Raw genomic sequence first — 18975 nt, 5'->3', positions numbered from 1 at the left:
CGGTTCGCGAAGGAGCTGCGTTACCCCACGGTTTCAGCCGATGCGCCAGGTGTCTCCACCCATGAGCAAGTCGCTGAGGTCGCCGGGGCCCTTCTGCGCCACGGCCTCCTCCATCTGCTCGGCCATCGCCACGTCGTACGCGGGCCGGTCGATCGAGCGGAAGATGCCGATCGGCACGTGCTCGAACGCGGGCTCGTCGAGCCGCGACAGCGCGAAGGCCAGCGACGGGTCGGGGTGGTGCGCGTCGTGCACCAGGATCTGCTCGGCGCTCACCGAGGCGCGGTCGGCCACCTCGATGCCGCCGTTGGCCGCCCTGACGACCGCCTTCGACGCCGACACGATCGGCTGCCCGTGCTCCAGCCGCAGCGTGATGTCGTCGCGGATCTCCGGATCCTTGAGCTGCTCGAAGGCGTTGTCGTTGAAGATGTTGCAGTTCTGGTAGATCTCCACCAGCGAGGTGCCGCGGTGGGCGGTGGCCTCGCGCAGCACCGACTGCAGGTGCTTGCGGTCGGAGTCGATCGTCCTGGCCACGAACGACGCCTCGGCGCCGATGGCCAGCGAGATCGGGTTGAACGGCTTGTCCAGCGAGCCCATCGGCGTCGACTTGGTGATCTTGCCGACTTCCGAGGTGGGGGAGTACTGGCCCTTGGTCAGACCGTAGATCCTGTTGTTGAACAGCAGGATGTTGAGGTTGACGTTGCGGCGCAGCGCGTGGATCAGGTGGTTGCCGCCGATCGACAGCGCGTCACCGTCACCCGTGATCACCCACACCGACAGGTCGGGCCGGCTCGCGGCGAGCCCGGTCGCGATCGCCGGCGCGCGGCCGTGGATCGAGTGGAAGCCGTAGGTGTTGAGGTAGTACGGGAAGCGGGAGGAGCAGCCGATCCCGGAGACGAACACGATGTTCTCGCGCTTGAGCCCGAGCTCCGGCAGGAAGCTCTGCACGGCGGCCAGGATCGCGTAGTCACCGCAACCGGGGCACCAGCGCACCTCCTGGTCGGACTTGAAGTCCTTCAGGCCCTGCTTGGTGTCCGTCTTGGGGACGAGCGAGAGGCCCTTCCCATTGATCAGCTCAGTCACTGTCGATCACGTCCTGGATGACTCCGGCCAGCTCCTCGGCCTTGAACGGAAGCCCGCGCACACGGTTGTAGCTGATGATGTCGACGAGGTAGCGCGCCCGCAGCAGCAGCGCGAGCTGGCCCAGGTTGATCTCGGGCAGCAGCACCTTGTCGTAGCTCTTGAGCACCTCGCCGGTGTTGGCGGGCAGGGGGTTGAGGTGGCGCAGGTGCGCCTGCGCGACCTTGCCGCCGCTCTTCCTGATGCGGCGTACGGCCGCCGCGATCGGGCCGTAGGTCGAACCCCAGCCCAGCACCAGCACCTTGGCGTCGCCGTCGGCGTCGTCGACCTCCAGGTCGGGTACGTCGACCCCGGCGATCTTGGCGGCCCGGGTCCTGACCATCAGGTCGTGGTTGTTCGGGTCGTAGCTGATGTTGCCCGTGCCGTCGGCCTTCTCGATGCCGCCGATCCGGTGCTCCAGGCCCGGCGTGCCGGGGATGGCCCACGGGCGGGCGAGCGTGTCGGTGTCGCGCTTGAACGGCAGGAACTCGCCGTCGGCACCGTTCGGCGCCGTGGTGAACTCCTGGGAGATGTCGGGTAGTTCGGACACCTCCGGCAGGCGCCACGGCTCGGAGCCGTTGGCCAGGTAGCCGTCCGACAGCAGCATGACCGGGGTGCGGTACTTGACCGCGATCCGCGCCGCCTCGATGGCGGCGTCGAAGCAGTCGCTCGGCGACATCGGCGCCACGATCGGCAGCGGAGACTCGCCGTTGCGGCCGAACATGGCCATCAGCAGGTCGGTCTGCTCGGTCTTGGTCGGCATGCCGGTGCTCGGACCGGCCCGCTGCACGTCGACGATGAGCAGCGGCAGCTCCGTGGTGACCGCGAGGCCGACGGTCTCGGCCTTCAGCGCCACACCGGGCCCCGACGTCGTGGTCACACCCAGCGCGCCGCCGAACGCCGCGCCCAGCGCCGCGCCGACACCGGCGATCTCGTCCTCCGCCTGGAAGGTGCGGACACCGAACCGCTTGTGCTTGGACAGCTCGTGCAGGATGTCGCTGGCCGGCGTGATCGGGTAGGAGCCGAGGAACAGCGGCAGCTTCGACTGCACGCTCGCGGCGATGAGGCCGTAGGCCAGGGCCTGGTTGCCCGAGATGTTGCGGTAGACACCGGGCGCCAGCTGGGCCGGCTTCACCTCGTAGGAGACCGAGAACGCCTCGGTGGTCTCGCCGTAGTTCCAGCCCGCCTGGAAGGCCGCGATGTTGGCCTTGGCGATCTCCGGCTTCTTGGCGAACTTCTGCTCAAGGAACTTGATCGTGTGCTCGGTCGGCCGGTGGTAGAGCCACGAGAGCAGGCCCAGCGCGAACATGTTCTTCGAGCGCTCGGCGTCCTTCTTGGACAGCTCGAAGCCTTCGAGCGCCTTGACCGTCAGCGAGGTCAGCGCCACCGCGTGGACGCGCCACTCGTTGAGCGAATCGTCCTCCAGCGGGTTGGCCGCGTAGCCGACCTTCTGCAGGTTGCGCTTGGTGAACTCGTCGATGTTGGCGATGATGTCGGCGCCACGGGGCAGGTCGCCCAGGTTGGCCTTCAGCGCCGCCGGGTTCATCGCGACGAGCACGTTGGGGGCGTCACCCGGCGTCAGGATGTCGTGGTCGGCGAAATGCAGCTGGAAGCTCGACACACCGGGGAGGGTGCCTGCGGGGGCGCGGATCTCGGCGGGGAAGTTGGGCAGCGTCGACAGGTCGTTGCCGAACTCCGCGGTGCCCGCGGTAAAGCGGTCGCCCGTGAGCTGCATGCCGTCACCGGAGTCCCCGGCGAATCGGATGATCACGCGGTCGAGTTGCTGGACCTGCTTCGTCACAGCTCAGTCCTCCTCGACGCGCCGGTGGCTGTGGGCGCGTTCTCAGTTTCCATGCTAGATCCTCGCGAGGTTCAACACGTTTCCTCGCCACATAATGCGGGTAAACGCGGAGGCAATCAGGGGCTACCGGAGAACCACTAGGGGTGACACAGGCCGCCGGCGATTGTGCACAGGTCTACGTGCAGCCGTGCGAAGAGGACTGTTCGGGTCACGAGCGCCAACTATACGTCCCCCCAAGGCGTGGCCTACGTCTGGGGGCGATGAGACGTGCTCTCCGACTCCGACCGGTAAAGGCGTCCTGCCTGCATCCCTGCTGTTCCGTACAACTCTGGAACAGTCACGAAGGTGTAACCCTTCCCGCGCAATCTTTTGACGATGTCCGGAACCGCGTCCACGATCGTCTTGTTGACGTTGTGCATGAGCACGATGCTCCCGGCCCGCACCTGCCCGGTCACCCGGCTGGTGATCGTCTTGGTGTCGTCCACACGCCCGTCACCTGCGTCGACGTCCCAGCCGACGATGGCCAGGCCCATCTCTCCCGCCACGTCCGTGACGTCCTTGTTCACCGCTCCGTAGGGCGCGCGCAACAGCGTGGGGCGCTCGCCGATGGTGGCCGTAATGGCGTCCTGGGTGCGGCCGAGCGCATCGGCGATCTTACTGGTCGGCAGCTTCGTCAGGTCCCGGTGCGCCCAGGTGTGGTTGGCCACCAGATGCCCCTCGGCACTCATCCTGCGCACCAGGTCCGGCCGTGCGGCGGCGTTGATGCCGATGGTGAAGAAGGTGGCCCGCGCCTTTTCCTCGCGCAGTGTGTCGAGCAGCCGGGGCGTCTCGGGGCCGGGTCCGTCGTCGAAGGTCAGCGCGACGCACTTGGTCGCGGCGCAGTCGACCGAGCCCGCCTGGTTGCTGGCGGCCTCGGGGCTGGGCGTCGGGACCGTCTTCGGCACGGTCGCGGACGCCTGCTCGGCGGCCGTCCGTACGGCATGCTGAGCCGCCCGTCCGGTCGGCGACAGCAGGGGCTCCACCTGCCGGGCGGGCACGGCCACGGCCAGGCGGCCGAGGGAGCACGGCCCGACCTGGCAGTCGTCGAACTCCACCACCAGGTCCCCGTCATGGTTGAAGGCCATCGAGTCGAACTGCTCGCCCGTCAGCTCGTGGGCGGTCGTGGGGGTGCCGCGCTTGGCGAGCTGGCTCCTGACCAGTCGCGTGAGGTCGTACAGCGCGCTCTGCCCGGCGAGCAGGCCCGTCGAGCCGGTCGCCTGGCCGGTCTTGCGGTCGTACCAGAGGGTCCGGGTGGAGTTGCTCCAACCGTCGCCGAGGGACTCGCCGGTGCGCAGCCGTACCCCGATGATCTCGCCGGAGGCGGCGGTGAGCTGCCAGTCCATGTTCAGCTCGGGGCGGGGGCGCGGCGCGTCGAACCTGGTGGCCTCGCGGAAGCCGCGCAGCACCCGCTCGGCCTCGCCGTGCAGGGCCGCGTTGAGGCGGGGGGCGTCCGGCAGCCGGGGGTAGGTGAGGTGCACATAGCGACCCGCGTTCTCGCCCTCGTCCCCGCCCAGGGTTCTGGTGCCCAGACCGTCCACGGTCGCCGGGTCGACGAAGTCGATCATGGTCGGCTCCGCGGGGACCATGACGTCGTGCTCGTGCTCAGGCTCGGGGGAGGCGGTTGCCAGCCCACCACCTGCCGCGGAGAGGACTAGCAGCGCGATTCCGCCGAAGAATCGCTTTTTGCGCATGGCCGCCAGATTATGGGGGAGATCGCGTGGTTTACCCCGTTTTGGGGTGATAGGGACGGAGCTTTGACTGGGTTACGATCAGGACATGGACGGCTACTTCGGGTCCTACATACTGGTCGCCGCGCTGCTGCTGATCGGCGTGGCCATCGTGGCCGGGGCCCTCCTGGCCAACCGCCTCCTGCGCCCGACCAGGCCGACGGCCGAGAAGCTGACCACGTACGAGTGCGGGGTCGACCCCGTCGGCGACGGCTGGGCCCAGTCGCAGGTGCGCTACTACGTCTTCACCTACCTGTACGTGGTCTTCGCCGTGGACGCCGTCTTCCTCTTCCCGTGGGCCACGGTCTTCGACGCGCCGGGATACGGGCTGACGACGCTTGTGGAGATGTTCGTCTTCCTGGGCTTCATCGCGCTCGGCATCCTCTATGCCTGGCGGAAGCGCGTACTCGCCTGGACTTAGGTTGTTTTTCGGTCGATCAACCGGGGACTCTCTACTCCTGGGGGAGATCGCGAGGGACAATGGTCGTATGGCAGCCACGGATCTCCCGATGCCCACAGTGGGGCCGATCTCGCGCTTGGCGCCCAAGCCGATGCGCTTCGTGCTCAACTGGGGGCGGCGATATTCGCTGTGGGTGTTCAACTTCGGGCTCGCCTGCTGCGCGATCGAGTTCATCGCGACCTCGATGAGCCGGCACGACTTCATCCGGTTCGGGGTGATCCCGTTCGCCAACGGGCCGCGCCAGGCCGACCTGATGATCGTCTCGGGCACCGTCACCGACAAGATGGCCCCTGCGGTCAAGCGCCTCTATGAGCAGATGCCCGACCCGAAGTACGTGATCTCCTTCGGTGCCTGCTCCAACACCGGCGGGCCCTACTGGGACTCCTACTGCGTCACCAATGGCGTCGATCAGATCATTCCCGTGGACGTCTATGTGCCCGGATGCCCGCCCAGGCCTGAGGCGCTGCTGCACGGGATCATGAAGCTGCAGGAGAAGATCGCGGCGGAGCGGCTCAGCGACCGCTACGTGTGGTCCCGCTCGCACGGATCGCAGGAGGACTCCCACGGCACGTCGGGCGGGGACGAGTCGTGACGCTCGAGGAGCGGTTCGGCGAGCGGGTCTCGGTCTCCACCTCCTTCGGTGAGACCACCGTCGACGTCGCCACAGCGGACTGGATCGAGGTCCTGACCTTCCTCAGGGACTCCGGCCACACCTTCTTCGACTGGCTGACCGGGGTCGACGACCCGCCCGACGGGTTCTTCGTGGTCGCCCACGTCTACGACCCCGACTCGTGCGAACGCGTGCTCGTCCGCACCCGGGTGCCGCGCGCCGACCCGCGCCTGCCCTCGGCCGTGGGCGTCTACCGGGGCGCCAACTGGCACGAGCGCGAGACGTACGAGATGTTCGGGGTGCTCTTCGACGGCCACCCTTACCTGGTGCCGCTGCTGCTGCCCGACGGTTTCGAGGGGCATCCGCTGCGCAAGGACTTCATCCTCGCCGCCCGGGTGGCCAAGCCCTGGCCGGGAGCCAAGGAACCGGGCGAATCGGGGCACGGCTCGCCGAGCCGGCGCAAGACGCTGCCGCCCGGTGTGCCCGCCGACTGGGGGACGCCCGATGCTTGACGTGGTGCTGCGCTTCGTCGCCATTCTCGTCGTGTTCCTCGTGCTGCCGCTGATCGTCGGGCAGACCGAGCACAAGGTCATGGCGCACATGCAGTCGCGCCTCGGGCCGATGTACGCGGGCGGCTTCCACGGCTGGGCGCAGCTCATCGCCGACGGGGTGAAGTTCGCGCAGAAGGAGGACGTCATCCCGGCCGCGGCCGACCGGCGCATCTTCATGATCGCCCCGGGCGTCGCGCTGGTGCCCTACCTGCTCGTACTGATCGCCATCCCCGTCGACCAGGGCCTGGTCGGCGTGGACCTCGACCTCGGGCTGTTCTTCGTACTCGCGGTGATGGGCATCGGGGTGCTCGGCTCGATCATGGCGGGATGGGCGTCGGCCAACAAATACTCGGTGCTCGGCGGCATGCGGGCGGCCGCCCAGCTCATGTCGTACGAGCTGCCGCTGGTGCTGGCGGCCTCCTCGGTCGCGATGGCGGCGGGCACGCTGTCCATTCCGGGGATCGTGTCGGCGTGGCAGTGGTGGTGGCTGCCATGGCAGGCCATCGGCGGCGTGGTGTTCTTCCTGGCCGGCCTGGCCGAGCTGCGCCGCCCGCCCTTCGACATGCCGATCGCCGAGTCCGAGATCATCATGGGCCCGATGACCGAATACACCGGGATGCGGTTCGCCCTGTTCATGCTCTCGGAGTATGTGGGGATCGTCGTGCTGTCGTTCCTGACCGCGGTGCTGTTTTTGGGCGGCTGGCACGGCCCGTTGCTGGCCGGGTGGGTGTGGACGCTGGTCAAGGTCTTCGTGCTGGCCTTTTTGGTGATTTGGCTGCGGGTGAGTTTTCCCCGGCTGCGCGAGGACCAACTGCAGAAGCTGGCCTGGGTGGTGCTGGTGCCGCTGGCGCTGGCGCAACTGGCGCTCACGGGTGTGGTGAAGGTCCTCACTTAGTGCGATTGTGGTCACCGTATTAGTCGTTTGGGCCGTCACGTGGGCATTTCCGGGCCTCGAAACTTTACCTCCGACTTATCCGTCTTATGTGAATAGGGGGCTAGGGGAGGACGATCGTCATGGACGTTCAGCTTCGACCGGTAGCGGGGGCGCATCCTGGGGCGCGCTGCCCCAAGACCGCCATCTCGTGGGACGGCGACGTACTGGCGGTCACCGACACCGCATCCGGCCAGTCCTTACAGCTGAGACCCGCGACGCTCTACTGCTACAGCTACGACCAGGAATTCCGCGTGTCGTCCAAGAAGTCCAAGACCCACGCGGTCCAGGGCTTGGCCGCGCTCGACGAAGACGGCCTGGTGCTCCTCGACCTGCCGGGCGAATGGCACTTCCCACACTTGACCGACTTCGTGGCGAGAACCGGCATCCCGCTGGTCGACGCCCGCCACCACCCCTCGAAGCGGGTACGCACCGTGCTCGCCGCCCGGGCTCCCGGCTGGCGTCGCCTCCACGGCCAGCCTCCACCGCTGCTCCTCAGGTACCGCAAACCGGTGAGCATCGGTGTCGGCGTCGCCGGGCTGGCCGCGATGGTGTACCTCGCGTCGACCGGCATGTGGATGGCCTGGCGCGGCATCTCGGCGGTCGGCCGGATGCTCTTGGACGTCGTGGAGGCCAAGTGGCTGGCGGTGGGCTTCAGCCCCCTGCTGCTCGTCGTACGTCCGGTGTCGGCTCGCATTCAGCGGTGGCGTGCTGATCGCGGCGTGATCCTCGGCTCCGCTACGGGGGTGTACCTCAGTGTCACGCCAAACGAGAAACTGCAGATCAACCAGGGTAAGGCGCAGCTCCCGAAGATACGGCTCGGTGAAGGGCTGGCGGACGCGGTGAGCTTGCTGCTCTACCACTACGACGGTTTATCCGGACTTGTCATCCTGAATAAGCGGGAAGATGCTGTGCACCATCTCCCAGGGCCCTGGCTGCCCGACGCGGCCAACCGTTTCGCGCGCCGACAGGGGCTGAGGCTGGCTGTGCATGCGGTGTCGCGGGAGGAGTACATCGCCCTGACCCTCAACTCCCGGGACGCGACACCCTGATCGTGTCGGATGGCCCCGAAGGCGGTCCATCGGGGCGTCCTCGGCCGTCTCACCGGCCGCCTCATCGGCCGCGTCGCTGCCGTCGGATCCCGGAGGCTCGGGCTGCCTGTGGGCATCGGGCCTTGGTGGGCCCGGTGCCGCGCTGGTTGATGTCCGGTGGGCTATCGGGCTATCGGGCTATCGGGCTGTGGTCGAGGCGATGCCGAGCCGGTCGAACGCGGTGGCCACGTTCGGTCGGAGCGCGGCTGGGTCGTCGGCGGCGATCTCGCGTCCGGCGTTGTAACAGGCCAGCGCGATCTGCGGCGCCAGCGCGGCCGTTTCGGCCGTCGCGCCCTGGTCGCGCAGGATCTCACCCAGCGTCTCGGCGAGGCGCCGCTGCTTGCGGGCCGCGCGGTCGCTGAGCTCGGGGTTGTCGGCGATCAGCCGCTCGCGCTGGACATAGTGCTCCGCGTCCCGCGTGACCTCGGCGCAAATGGCCAGGGTGGTCTCACGCAGCAGAGCGAGCGCCTCGGGCAATGAGGGCGCCCCGTCGACGCGTAGCTCACGGTGTCGGCGGGCGACCTTGTCGACCCACTCCTGCTCGTTGGCGAAAACGACCTCCTGCTTGTCGCCGAAGTACCGAAAGAACGTCGTACGCCCAGCCTCGGCTCGTTCCGCGATGTCCGCGACGGTCACGTCGGCATAGCCGCGTTCGGCGAACAGCTCGTAGGCGGCCGCGACGATCTCGTCACGAGCTCGCTGCTGCTTGCGTACGCGGAGGGACGGTCGAGACACCAACACAGTCTATCGCTTTCCGAACGCGATCCATTATGGTACTCAGTACCAACTGGTACGAAGTTCCTAGAGAGATGAGATGACATGCGGGCAGTGCAGATCACCGAGTTCGGCGGCCCGGAAGTAGTGGCCGTACGCGAGGTGCCCGACCCCCAGCCCGGCCCCGGACAGACCCTCCTCCACGTGGCGCGATGTGGGGTGAACTTCGCCGACACCCTCCTGCACGAGAACTCCTACATCGCCCCGGTCACGCTGCCGCTGGTGCCAGGTAGCGAAGTCGTCGGCCGGACAGAGGACGGCCGACGGCTGGCTGCCATGATCGAGAGCGGTGGGTACGCCGAGAAAGCCGTACTACGGGAGGACGCCGCCTTCCCCGTGCCCGACGGGGTCGACGACGTCGCCGCGGTCGCTCTGCTCATCCAGGGGCTGACCGCCTGGTGGCTGATCAACCACACCGGCCGGGTGCGATCCGGCGAGAGCGTGGTCGTGCACGCGGCGTCGGGCGGCGTCGGTTCGCTGGCCGTACAACTGGCCAAGCTGAGCGGCGCGGGCCGGGTCATCGCCACGGCCGGTACACCGGAGAAGCGTGAACTGGCGCTGTCTCTCGGCGCGGATGCCGCCGTCGACCCCGCGGCCGAAGATCTCACCGCGGCCCTGTGCGCGGCGAATCACGGCGAGCAGGTCGACGTGGTCCTGGAGATGACCGGCGGCCCTGTCACCGACCAGAGCATCGCCGCGCTGGCCCCCTTCGGCCGACTCGCCTTCTACGGAATGGCCAGCCGGGTGGAACCCGAGAAAGTGTCGCCACGCGCGCTCCAGCGCCGCTCCCTCACTGTCAGCGGCTTCTGGCTCATGAACGCCTTCGCCCAACCGGCGACTCTTGCCAAGGCGTACGCGGAGTTGACGGCGCAGGTCGCCGCCGGCGAACTCCGCGTCATCAACGGTGGTGACCACCCGATGTCGGAGATCCGGCAGGTACACGAGGAACTCCGCAGCCGCCGTACGACCGGCAAACTGGTCATCGACCCCAGCCGGTAGCCCCGCTCCGGCCTGCCAGGCGAAGCCGCATGTAAGAGTCGGCCCAGCAAGCGCCCCTCCACAGGCCAGCCGATGGATCGGGTCAGTGGACGATGGCCAGCATGACGTCGGACGCGGACGGCCGGTCGTCGGGGCTCTTGTGGAGGCAGGAGCCCGCGATGCCGCGGAGGGCGGGCGGTAACGGCGACAGGTCCGGATGGAAGGTGAGCACCCGGTTGAACACCGCGGGCACCGTATCCTCCCCGAACGCCGGCCGCCCCGTCGCCGCGAACATCATCGTCACAGCCCAGCTGAACACGTCGGACGGCGGCCCCACCGGTGCCCCGGACAGTTGCTCGGGCGACATGTACGGCGGGGTGCCGACCATCTTGCCCGAGGTCACCGTCATCTGGTCGAGCGCCCGCGCGATCCCGAAGTCGATCACTCGCGGCCCGTCCGATCCGATCAGCACATTGCTCGGCTTGAAGTCGCGGTGGACAACCCCCGCCTTGTGGATGGCGGCGAGTGCCCCGGCTGTGGATAACGCCAGCCGGGTCAGGCTGTCCTCGTCGCGCGGGCCGTACTTGCGTACGAGATGTTCGAGCGACGGACCCTCGACGTATTCGCTGACGATGTAGGCGTGCTGACCCGTGATGCTGACGTCGAGCACCCGGGCCGTGGAGAACGTCGCCACCCGCCGCGCCGCGTCCACTTCCCTGGCGAACCTGGCCCGCGCCACCTCGTCTACGAGGTCGTGCAGGACCTTGACCGCGACGCGTACGCCGTTGGGCGCCATCGCCAGATAGACCGCGCCCTGCCCGCCCCGCCCGAGCGGCTGGAGCACCCGGTAGTGCCCGATCCACTCGGGCTCGTGCGGTCGGCGCTGCTGGCTCGGGGCGGTGGTGCGCTGGTGCAGATCGAAGGGCGGGGGAGCGCTCCGGTGCTGGTGGGGAGGCTGGTAGACAGGTTTGTTGAGGCGGGCCCTGACCATCTTGGGCACGAGGATGCCCGAGTGGATGACCCCGCCCAGCCAGCTGATCACCAGCGCGAACGAGACCAACCCCGACAGCGGGTCCGGGATCTCGTCGAACTCCGCGAAGCTCACGGCCGCCAGCAAGAACGAGCCGATGCAGATGGCATAGAAGCCCGCCGCGACGACGTGCCACGTGCTCCGCAGCCAGTAGGCCGCGAACCCGATCGTGAACGGCGTCGCCAGCCCACACGTCAGTAGCGGCAGCACCGCCCACACGATGGCCGCCGCCCACGCTCCGCCGCTGGGACGAGGCGGCTGGCTGTACGACATGGCGGGAAGACTATCGCGCAGGACTTTCACATATCGGGTGTGGACACATCTTGTGGATAACCTCCGGTCTGCCTGTGGATAGCTGTGGAAAACTTGGGGACAACGGGCCTGGAGCGTTCACCTGCGCGGTCAAGTGCGACATGATGTTGATATGGCGCGGATACCGGGAGTCGGCCTCGCGAAGGGCCTATCGGTCACTCTTCGTCACATGCTGCGCAAATCCGTGACACAGCAGTATCCCGAGGTCAAGCCCACCCTCCCACCGCGCAGCCGTGGCGTCATCGCCCTGGTCGAGGAGAACTGCACCTCCTGCATGCTCTGCGCGCGCGAGTGCCCCGACTGGTGCATCTACATCGACTCGCACAAGGAGACCCTCCCAGCCCCTGAGGGCGGACGTCCCCGCCAGCGGAACGTGCTCGACCGGTTCGCCATCGACTTCGCCCTGTGCATGTACTGCGGGATCTGCATCGAGGTGTGCCCGTTCGACGCGCTGTTCTGGTCGCCGGAGTTCGAGTACGCCGAGGGTGACATTCGGAACCTTCTGCACGAGAAGGATCGGCTCGCGGCCTGGGCGCCCACGGTCGCGCCTCCTCCTGCCCACGATCCTGGCGCCGAGCCGCCGAAGGAACTCACCGCTGCCCGCCGCCCGGCCCGTGGCCCGTCCACCGCCCGCCCTGGCACCGCGGGCCCGGCCGTGGACCGCGCCGATAAAGCCTCTGGCCCCGCATCTGGTGTAGGTTCTGGCCCCGCGTCCGGAGCGACTTCTGGCCCTGCTTCCAGTGCCGCTGCTTCGAGTACGGCGTCCGGACCTGCCGCAGATACCGCCTCCGGACCGGCTCCCGGCGCTGAATCCGGCGCTGAATCCGGCCCGTCATCCACAGGTCGGCCATCTGCCGAAGAGTTTTCCACAGGCGCGGGCCAACCGTCGTCGCCGCCCGGCCGCGGGGAGCAGACTTCTGGCACGAGCCGACGCGGGCGCAGGATGGCCGATCCTCGATCCATCCGCCCGCCCGGGCGGCTCGACCCGGAAAAGACAAGGGAGTCCGAGGAGGATTCGTGACCGAGGCGGTGCCCTCCTATCTGTCACCCACCGGGCAAGAGATCGTCTTCTTGCTGCTGGGTGCGGTGGCGGTCGGATCCGCGCTGCTCGTCGTCACGACCAGGCAGCTGGTCCACGCCGCCCTCTGGCTGGTCGTCTCCTTCGGCGCCCTCGCCGGCGGCTACCTGGTGCTGACCGCCGAGTTCGTGGCCTGGGTCCAGGTGCTCATCTATGTGGGCGCGGTGGTGGTCCTGCTGCTGTTCGGGATCATGCTGACCCGGGCTCCGATCGGCCGCTCCGCCGATCTCGACAGCGGCAACCGGTGGGTGGCGGCCGTGGTGGCGGTGGCGACGGCGGCCGTCCTGGTCACCGTGGTGATCGACGGCTTCCGCACGGCGTACACACCGCTGAGACCCGGCGCCGGCGCGGCGAAGGAGCTGGGCGCCAGCGTGTTCAGCACGTGGGTGCTGCCTTTCGAGGCGCTCTCGGTGCTGTTGCTGGCCGCGCTGATCGGTGCCATCGTGCTGTCCCGCACGGATATACCCGGGGGTCCGCCACCTGAGCAGACCGGGGGTTCTTAGTGCACATCGTCTACCCGGCGGTCGTCTCCGCGCTCCTCTTCTCCGTCGGCGTCTACGGGGTGCTCGCGCGGCGCAACACGATCCTCGTGCTGATGTCGGTCGAGCTGATGCTCAACGCCGTCAACCTCAACCTGGTCGCGTTCGACGTGTGGCTGGGCGATCGGCTGCACAGCGGCCAGGTGCTCACGCTGTTCATCATCGTGATCGCCGCCGCCGAGGTCGGGCTGGGGCTCGCGATCGTGCTGTCCCTCTACCGCAACCGCCGTACGGTCGACATCGACCAGCTTCGCGACCTGTCCGAACCAGGCACGTCGGACACCCTGGCGGACCCGGCGGGTAGGTCGGGCGACCAGGCAGACTCCGGCATGCCGGGCGATCCCGCAGATCCCAGCACGTCGGATGACCCGCCGACACGTCGGCTGGGTGAGCCCGCGGTGGCGGGGGATCCGACCACGACACGAGAGAACGCGGTGGCGGGGGATCCGACCACGACACGAGAGAACGCGGTGGCGGGGGATCCGACCACGACACCAGAGCCTTCGGCGGCGGGGGACTCGGCCACGAAAGCCGAGCCCGCCAAGCGAGGGGGCGCGTCGTGACGGTCTTCCCGCTCGTGGCCGTCGTCCTGCCGTTCGTCGCGGCCTTCGCCGGCCTGCTGCTGTCGCGCTGGCCGCATCGGCGCCCGGAAAGCAGACCGGGTTCAGGGGGCTCTGCGGCCAACACGCGGGCGGCGTGGATCGCGGTGCTGCCCACGGCGGCCGCCGCGGTCCTGGCGCTCTGGCTGGCCTGGGCACCCGGCTTCGCCTTCCTCGAAGACGCGACGCCGGGTCCGGCCGTCGGCCGCACCTACGGCACCATCGGCACCGGCGCCGTCCCGATCTCGCTGACCCTCCAGGCCGACGACCTGTCCGCCATCCTCGGCGTCCTGGTGACCCTCGTGGCGCTGGCCGTACAGCTCTATTCGGTCGGCTACCTCCACGACGACCCGCGCTATCCCTCCTACAGCGCCTTCATCAGCCTGTTCACCAGCGCGATGCTGCTGGTCGTCTACGCCGGCGACCTCCTCGTCCTCTACGTGGGCTGGGAGGTCATGGGCCTGTGCTCCTACCTGCTCATCGGCCACTGGTGGGAGGACAAGAGCAACTCGCGGGCGGCCATCAAGGCGTTCCTGGTCACCCGGCTCGGCGACGTCGGCTTCCTGTTCGGCATCTTCGTGCTCGGCGGCGCCGCGGGCAGCTTCCGGATATCGGAGGTGCTGGCGAAGGTGCCCGAGATGTCCACCGGCACGATGGTGACCGCCACCATGCTGCTGCTGGCCGGGGTGGCGGGCAAGAGCGCGCAGGTTCCGCTGCACACCTGGCTGCCCGACGCGATGGCGGGCCCGACCCCCATCAGCGCGCTGATCCACGCCGCCACCATGGTGGCCGCCGGGATCTTCATCGTGGCGCGGCTCTTCCCCGCCTTCCAGGGCGCCCGTCCCACGCTCGACGTGCTGGCCGTCATGGCCGCCCTCGGCATGCTGGGCGCCGCCCTGGCCGCGCTCGCCCAGGACGACCTGAAACGCGTGCTCGCCTACTCGACGATCAGCCAGCTCTCCTACATGGCCGGCGGGCTGGCGGCGGGCTCCGACAGTGCGGCGATCTTCCACCTCCTCACGCACGGCGCGTTCAAGGCGCTGCTGTTCCTGTGCGCCGGCGCGGTCATCCACCACGTCGGCTCCAACCTGATGAGCCAGATGGGCGGGCTGAGACGGGCGCTGCCGGTCACGTTCGTCACGATGACGATCGGGTTCGCCGCCCTCGCGGGGCTGCCTCCGGCCAGCGGCTTCTTCAGCAAGGACGAGCTCCTGCTGACCATGGACCGCGCGCTGTCGAGCGGCGGTCTGACGGATGCCGCCGCCCTGCTGCTGTACGGCTGCGCGCTCGCGACCGTCGCCGTCACCGGGGCATACGCGACCAGAGCCTGGCTACGCACCTTCTTCGGCGAGGCGAGAGTCGTGGCGCTGCCCGAGCCCGAGCCCGGCACGGCCCACGTGGTCGACATCCGCGAGGCGCCACGCACGATGCTCGTGCCCATCGTGCTTCTCTCGGTTCCCGCCGTGCTCCTCGGGTTCGCCGGTGGGCTCCATGTGGAGCTCGGGGTGGCGGCCGTCAGCGTCGTGCTCGCGCTGCTCGGCGCCGGGGTGGTGTACGCGTTCTGGCGCAGCGACCCCCTCGCCGACCCGGCCCGGCTGCTCGGCCCCCTGCGCGTGCCGTGCGAGCGGGCGTTCTACGTGGACGGCGTCTACGCCGCCCTGTTCGTCCGGCCTGCCCTGGCGCTGGCCAGGCTCGTGGTCAGGACGGACGACGTGGTCGTGGACGGGGCGGTGCGCGGCTCGGGACGGTCCGCGCGAGGGCTGTCCGGTCTGCTGCGGCTCGCCCAGAACGGCAACGTCCAGCTCTATGTGAGCGGCGTGCTCGCCGGGGTCCTCCTGATCGTGGTGGGGGCGGTGGTGTTCACATGATGAGCTGGCTTCCTGTGGCGCTGCTGGCGGTGCCTCTGCTCGGCGCGTCGCTCCTGCTGGTGTCGCCCGCCGTGTTGCGCCCCTGGCTGCGGGTATACGGGCTGGTCGTGTCGGGTGTCGCGCTGGCGCTGGCCGTGGTGATGGTGGCGACGTTCGACTACGGGCAGGCGGCGCGGCCGCAGTTCGCCGTCGACCGGGAGTGGATCTCGGGGCTGGGGCTCCACTTCCACCTGGCCGTCGACGGCATCTCGCTGCCGCTGATCGCGCTGACGGCCCTCCTGACGTTCCTCTGCTTCGTCTACCTGAGCTGGGGAGACGCGCGCGGTCCCGGCCAGCTGCTGCGACCGAGAGTGGGGGGTGGGCGGCCGCGGGCGCTGGTGTTCACGCTGCTCGTGCTCGAAGTCGGCATGATCGGTACGTTCCTCGCGCTCGACCTGCTGCTGTTCTTCGTGTTCTTCGAGATCGTGCTGATCCCGATGTACTTCCTGATCGCCATCTGGGGCGGCAAGGGCCGGCGGAGCGCGTCGATCAAGTTCATCCTCTACACGTTGCTGGGCTCGGTCGTGATGCTGCTCGGCCTGCTGCTCGTCTGGGCGCGCACCGGCACACTCGACATCGTCGCCCTGGGCCAGGCACACGGCGCGGGCATGCCCAGGGCCGTACAGATCCTCGCGTTCGTGGCGATCGGCGTCGGGCTGGCGGTCAAGACGCCCATGTGGCCACTGCACACCTGGCTCCCCGACGCGCACACCGAGGCGCCCACCGTCGGCTCGGTGCTGCTGGCCGGCGTGCTACTGAAGATGGGCACGTACGGCTTCGCCAGGATCGCCATCCCCGTCCTCCCCGAAGGGGCGGCGGCGGTGGCCCCCTGGCTGGGGGCGTTCGCCGTGGTCGGCATCGTTTATGGGGCCCTGGCCTGCCTCGCGCAGCGCGATCTCAAGCGCATGATCGCCTACTCCTCCGTGGGCCATATGGGCTTCGTCCTGCTGGGCTTCGCCACGCTGACCACCGTGGGCATCAACGGCGCCCTGTTCGCGAACGTCGCCCACGGCCTCATCACCGGCCTGCTGTTCTTCCTCGCCGGCGCGATCAAGGAGCGCTACGGCACGGCCGACATGCGCGCACTCGGCGGCGGCATGCTGGCCACACTTCCCCACCTGGGGTCGGTGCTGACCTTCGCAGCCATCGCCTCGCTCGGGGTGCCGGGGCTGGCCGGGTTCTGGGGGGAGATGCTGTCCCTCTTCGGCGCTTTCCAGCCGGCGGCCGGACTGCCTCGGGGGCTGTTCCTGACGTTCATGGTGATCGGCGGGCTGGGCGCGGTTCTGACGGCGGCGTACTTCCTCGTCATGCTGTCCCGCGTGACACACGGGCGCCCCGAACGCGCCCAGGCGGTCCCGGCCGCCGCCCGCTCGGGCGCTTCTGGCGTGGGCGGCCGGCCATCCGACGCGTCTGCGTTGCCGGACAGTGAGCGGTCTGGGTGGGCGGGTGAGTCGCCCGACAGTGAGCGGGCTGCGTGGCCGGGCGAGTTGCCCGTCAGTGAGCAGGCTGCGTGGCCGGGCGGGTCGCCGGACAGCGAGCAGGCCGCGTGGGCAGGCGAGTCGCCCGATAGTGAGCGGGTCGCGGGGGCGATCAAGGGCGAGGGTGGCGTCGGTGGGCGGGTGTTGCGGGACATCCAGGGCTACGAGTTCGCCGCCTGGGTGCCGTTGATCGTGCTGATCCTGCTGTTCGGGCTCTGGCCGAAACTGCTCCTCTCGCTCACCACACCTGCCGTACAGACCCTGCTGGGGGCCCTGTCATGATCCAGCAGATCGACTACTCGGTCATCGCGGTGCCGCTGGTCCTCGCGCTGGTGGCCGGGCTCGTGCTGATGCTCGACGCGTTCCTCCCCAGCGGGGGACGTACCAGGACCGGGCTCGGTCTGGTCAGTCTCGCGGGCGTCGTCGTCGCCCTGGGGTTCGTCGTGGCGCAGGCCGTACGCGGTGGCGGCGCACGGGCGACCTTCTGCGTTCCCGACAGCCTCGCCACCGCGGCGGGCCCCGGGAGTGAGCCGGCGTGCTCGTTCGTGGTCGACCGGTTCACGCTGATCTTCGCCGGGCTGGTGCTGGTCGCGGGCGTCGTGGTCGTGCTGATGTCGATGACCCAGCTGGCCGGGGGCGGCATTCCGGCGGGTGAGTGGTATTTCCTGCTGCTCTGTACGCTGGTCGGCGCGGTGACCCTGCCTGCCTCGCGTGACCTGATCATGCTGGTGGTGGCACTGGAGCTGGTCTCGCTACCGGTCTTCGCCCTCACCGCGCTCAAACGCTACGACGGGCGCTCCTCCGAGGCGGCGGTCAAGCTTTTCCTGGTCTCGGTCGTGTCGACGGCCGTGATGCTGTTGGGGGTCTCGCTGCTGTACGGGATCGCGGGGACGGTCTATCTCTCCCGTCTCGCCTCGGTGTTCAGCGGGAAGACCCCCGCGCCGGGTATGGGGGCGCCGGAGACATACTCGTCGCTGCTGGCGGCCGGTCACGGGCTACCGGGCGTGGTCACGGTCGGGCTGGTGCTCGTCGTGGCGGGCTTCGCGTTCAAGATCGCTGTGGTGCCGTTCCACGCCTGGGCGGCGGATGTCTACCAGGGCGCGCCGATCCCGGTCGCCGCGCTGCTCTCGGTGATCTCGAAGGCGGCCGGGTTCGCGGGCCTGATCCTCGTTCTGGTCACGGCGTTGCCCGGCCAGGCGTCGACCTGGTCGCCCATCATCGCGGTCATCGCGGCGCTCACCATGACGGTCGGCAACCTCCTGGCCATGCGCCAACGCTCCGCCGTACGCCTGCTGGCCTGGTCCTCGGTCGCCCAGTCCGGCTACATCCTGGCCCCGCTCGCGGTGACGGCCCAGACTGGGGCAATGGCCAGCGCTCCCGGCCTTACCGTCGGTGCGGCGGGTGCGGCTGACACTGCCAGTGATGTCGCCGGGGCGGTCGGGGCGTCGATGGCGTACCTCGTCATCTACGCGGCCATGAATCTGGGCGCCTTCGCGGTCGTCATGCTGATGTCGCGGACGACCGCGCGCAACGAGCTGGACGACTACCGTGGCCTCGCCTTCCGCAGTCCGGTGGCGGCGATCGCGCTGGCGTTCTGCTTGATCTGCCTGGCGGGTCTGCCGCCGGGGTTGGCGGGGCTGTTCGCCAAGGTGGTGGTGTTCCGGGAGATCATCGAGGGTGGGGCCGGGTGGCTCGCGGTGGTCATGGCCGTCAACACCGTGATCGGTCTGTACTACTACGTGGTCTGGACGGCCCGGCTGTTCACCCCGGCCGAACCCGTGCCCGCCGGGGTCCGCCGGGCGCTTCCCGCCGCCTGGGTGGCGGTCGGGATCGCTGTGGTGGTGGCACTGCTGTTCTCGGTCGCACCGCAGTTGGTGCTGGGGATGACGTCGCTGTCCGCCTCCGGGTGAGCAGGCGGATGAGGCACATCCGACTCCGGGTGAGCCAGCGGATG

Annotated in this window: 16 protein-coding genes and 1 pseudogene; 12 read left to right on the top strand and 5 right to left on the bottom strand. The window is 69.0% G+C overall.

The genetic code is table 11. The annotated features are described in order from the left end of the window. Positions 1-33: 33 nt before the first annotated feature. The 3 genes from ACIBO2_RS47550 to ACIBO2_RS47540 all read right to left on the bottom strand — a co-directional run bounded on the left by ACIBO2_RS47550 (position 34) and on the right by ACIBO2_RS47540 (position 4647). Positions 34-1080, bottom strand: a complete 1047-nt coding sequence (locus ACIBO2_RS47550; RefSeq protein ID WP_358554056.1) for a 2-oxoacid:ferredoxin oxidoreductase subunit beta — start codon at positions 1078-1080, stop codon at positions 34-36. Further along, entirely contained in the window at positions 1073-2917 is a 1845-nt protein-coding gene (locus ACIBO2_RS47545; RefSeq protein WP_358554053.1) for a 2-oxoacid:acceptor oxidoreductase subunit alpha, read from the bottom strand. The genes ACIBO2_RS47550 and ACIBO2_RS47545 overlap by 8 nt, the downstream gene beginning before the upstream one ends. Positions 2918-3162: 245 nt before the next feature. After that, positions 3163-4647: a polysaccharide deacetylase family protein gene (locus tag ACIBO2_RS47540; protein WP_358554050.1), complete on the bottom strand. Its 1485-nt coding sequence runs from the start codon at positions 4645-4647 to the stop codon at positions 3163-3165. An 85-nt stretch (positions 4648-4732) separates the two neighbouring features. On the opposite strand from ACIBO2_RS47540, the gene ACIBO2_RS47535 reads away from it, so the two are divergent. From ACIBO2_RS47535 to ACIBO2_RS47515, 5 genes are all read left to right on the top strand, one after another. Further along, on the top strand, positions 4733-5104 hold the full coding sequence (locus ACIBO2_RS47535) for an NADH-quinone oxidoreductase subunit A (protein ID WP_358554047.1): 372 nt from the start codon (positions 4733-4735) through the stop codon (positions 5102-5104). Between the two features lie 88 nt (positions 5105-5192). Then, positions 5193-5735: an NADH-quinone oxidoreductase subunit B gene (locus tag ACIBO2_RS47530; protein ID WP_397304519.1), complete on the top strand. Its 543-nt coding sequence runs from the start codon at positions 5193-5195 to the stop codon at positions 5733-5735. Continuing rightward, the gene (locus ACIBO2_RS47525; RefSeq protein WP_357954879.1) at positions 5732-6265 is read left to right on the top strand and encodes an NADH-quinone oxidoreductase subunit C; all 534 of its coding nucleotides are present in this window, start codon (positions 5732-5734) and stop codon (positions 6263-6265) included. The genes ACIBO2_RS47530 and ACIBO2_RS47525 overlap by 4 nt, the downstream gene beginning before the upstream one ends. Next, positions 6258-7199: a complex I subunit 1 family protein gene (locus ACIBO2_RS47520; RefSeq protein ID WP_358554044.1), complete on the top strand. Its 942-nt coding sequence runs from the start codon at positions 6258-6260 to the stop codon at positions 7197-7199. Before ACIBO2_RS47525 ends, ACIBO2_RS47520 begins: the two co-directional genes overlap by 8 nt. Before the next feature lie 119 nt (positions 7200-7318). Beyond that, the gene (locus ACIBO2_RS47515) at positions 7319-8287 is read left to right on the top strand and encodes a hypothetical protein (RefSeq protein ID WP_397304432.1); all 969 of its coding nucleotides are present in this window, start codon (positions 7319-7321) and stop codon (positions 8285-8287) included. A 177-nt stretch (positions 8288-8464) separates the two neighbouring features. Here the strand turns inward: ACIBO2_RS47515 and ACIBO2_RS47510 are convergent, their stop codons facing one another. Beyond that, positions 8465-9061, bottom strand: coding sequence for a helix-turn-helix domain-containing protein (locus tag ACIBO2_RS47510; RefSeq protein ID WP_358554038.1), 597 nt, complete (start codon positions 9059-9061; stop codon positions 8465-8467). A gap of 84 nt (positions 9062-9145) precedes the next feature. Here ACIBO2_RS47510 and ACIBO2_RS47505 point away from each other — a divergent pair, with 84 nt between their 5' ends. Further along, positions 9146-10099, top strand: coding sequence for a zinc-binding dehydrogenase (locus ACIBO2_RS47505; protein WP_358554036.1), 954 nt, complete (start codon positions 9146-9148; stop codon positions 10097-10099). An 82-nt stretch (positions 10100-10181) separates the two neighbouring features. Here the strand turns inward: ACIBO2_RS47505 and ACIBO2_RS47500 are convergent, their stop codons facing one another. Continuing rightward, a complete protein-coding gene (locus ACIBO2_RS47500; protein WP_358554033.1) occupies positions 10182-11381 on the bottom strand; it encodes a serine/threonine-protein kinase in 1200 nt (399 codons plus the stop codon). Positions 11382-11589: 208 nt separating this feature from the next. On the opposite strand from ACIBO2_RS47500, the gene ACIBO2_RS47495 reads away from it, so the two are divergent. The 6 genes and pseudogenes from ACIBO2_RS47495 to ACIBO2_RS47470 all read left to right on the top strand — a co-directional run bounded on the left by ACIBO2_RS47495 (position 11590) and on the right by ACIBO2_RS47470 (position 18931). Further along, positions 11590-12441, top strand: coding sequence for a 4Fe-4S binding protein (locus ACIBO2_RS47495; RefSeq protein ID WP_397304431.1), 852 nt, complete (start codon positions 11590-11592; stop codon positions 12439-12441). Next, positions 12438-13001, top strand: a complete 564-nt coding sequence (locus ACIBO2_RS47490; protein ID WP_358554027.1) for an NADH-quinone oxidoreductase subunit J — start codon at positions 12438-12440, stop codon at positions 12999-13001. Before ACIBO2_RS47495 ends, ACIBO2_RS47490 begins: the two co-directional genes overlap by 4 nt. Next, a pseudogene (nuoK, locus tag ACIBO2_RS47485) lies at positions 13001-13285 on the top strand (NADH-quinone oxidoreductase subunit NuoK); the annotation flags it as partial. The gene ACIBO2_RS47490 and the pseudogene nuoK, both read left to right, overlap by 1 nt. Positions 13286-13596: 311 nt before the next feature. Beyond that, on the top strand, positions 13597-15504 hold the full coding sequence (locus ACIBO2_RS47480) for an NADH-quinone oxidoreductase subunit L (protein ID WP_358554024.1): 1908 nt from the start codon (positions 13597-13599) through the stop codon (positions 15502-15504). Then, complete coding sequence (locus ACIBO2_RS47475; protein ID WP_397304517.1) at positions 15504-17303, top strand: NuoM family protein; 1800 nt, start codon at positions 15504-15506, stop codon at positions 17301-17303. The genes ACIBO2_RS47480 and ACIBO2_RS47475 overlap by 1 nt, the downstream gene beginning before the upstream one ends. Further along, positions 17300-18931 carry an NADH-quinone oxidoreductase subunit N gene (locus ACIBO2_RS47470; protein WP_397304430.1) on the top strand — a complete coding sequence of 544 codons (1632 nt, stop codon included), beginning with the start codon at positions 17300-17302 and terminating at the stop codon, positions 18929-18931. The genes ACIBO2_RS47475 and ACIBO2_RS47470 overlap by 4 nt, the downstream gene beginning before the upstream one ends. Positions 18932-18975 lie beyond the last annotated feature (44 nt).

The sequence above is a fragment of the Nonomuraea sp. NPDC050022 genome, from assembly GCF_044460705.1.
Classification (GTDB): Bacteria; Actinomycetota; Actinomycetes; order Streptosporangiales; family Streptosporangiaceae; genus Nonomuraea.
This window is presented reverse-complemented; position numbering and strand designations above follow the sequence as displayed.

What these genes read in the sequence shown, in the direction of transcription:
- ACIBO2_RS47540 (WP_358554050.1), bottom strand. Translation starts at nt 4,647, where the DNA reads ATGCGCAAAAAGCGATTCTTCGGCGGAATCGCGCTGCTAGTCCTCTCC.
- ACIBO2_RS47535 (WP_358554047.1), top strand. Translation starts at nt 4,733, where the DNA reads ATGGACGGCTACTTCGGGTCCTACATACTGGTCGCCGCGCTGCTGCTG.
- ACIBO2_RS47530 (WP_397304519.1), top strand. Translation starts at nt 5,193, where the DNA reads ATGCCCACAGTGGGGCCGATCTCGCGCTTGGCGCCCAAGCCGATGCGC.
- ACIBO2_RS47520 (WP_358554044.1), top strand. Translation starts at nt 6,258, where the DNA reads ATGCTTGACGTGGTGCTGCGCTTCGTCGCCATTCTCGTCGTGTTCCTC.
- ACIBO2_RS47515 (WP_397304432.1), top strand. Translation starts at nt 7,319, where the DNA reads ATGGACGTTCAGCTTCGACCGGTAGCGGGGGCGCATCCTGGGGCGCGC.
- ACIBO2_RS47505 (WP_358554036.1), top strand. Translation starts at nt 9,146, where the DNA reads ATGCGGGCAGTGCAGATCACCGAGTTCGGCGGCCCGGAAGTAGTGGCC.
- ACIBO2_RS47500 (WP_358554033.1), bottom strand. Translation starts at nt 11,381, where the DNA reads ATGTCGTACAGCCAGCCGCCTCGTCCCAGCGGCGGAGCGTGGGCGGCG.
- ACIBO2_RS47495 (WP_397304431.1), top strand. Translation starts at nt 11,590, where the DNA reads ATGCTGCGCAAATCCGTGACACAGCAGTATCCCGAGGTCAAGCCCACC.
- ACIBO2_RS47475 (WP_397304517.1), top strand. Translation starts at nt 15,504, where the DNA reads ATGAGCTGGCTTCCTGTGGCGCTGCTGGCGGTGCCTCTGCTCGGCGCG.
- ACIBO2_RS47470 (WP_397304430.1), top strand. Translation starts at nt 17,300, where the DNA reads ATGATCCAGCAGATCGACTACTCGGTCATCGCGGTGCCGCTGGTCCTC.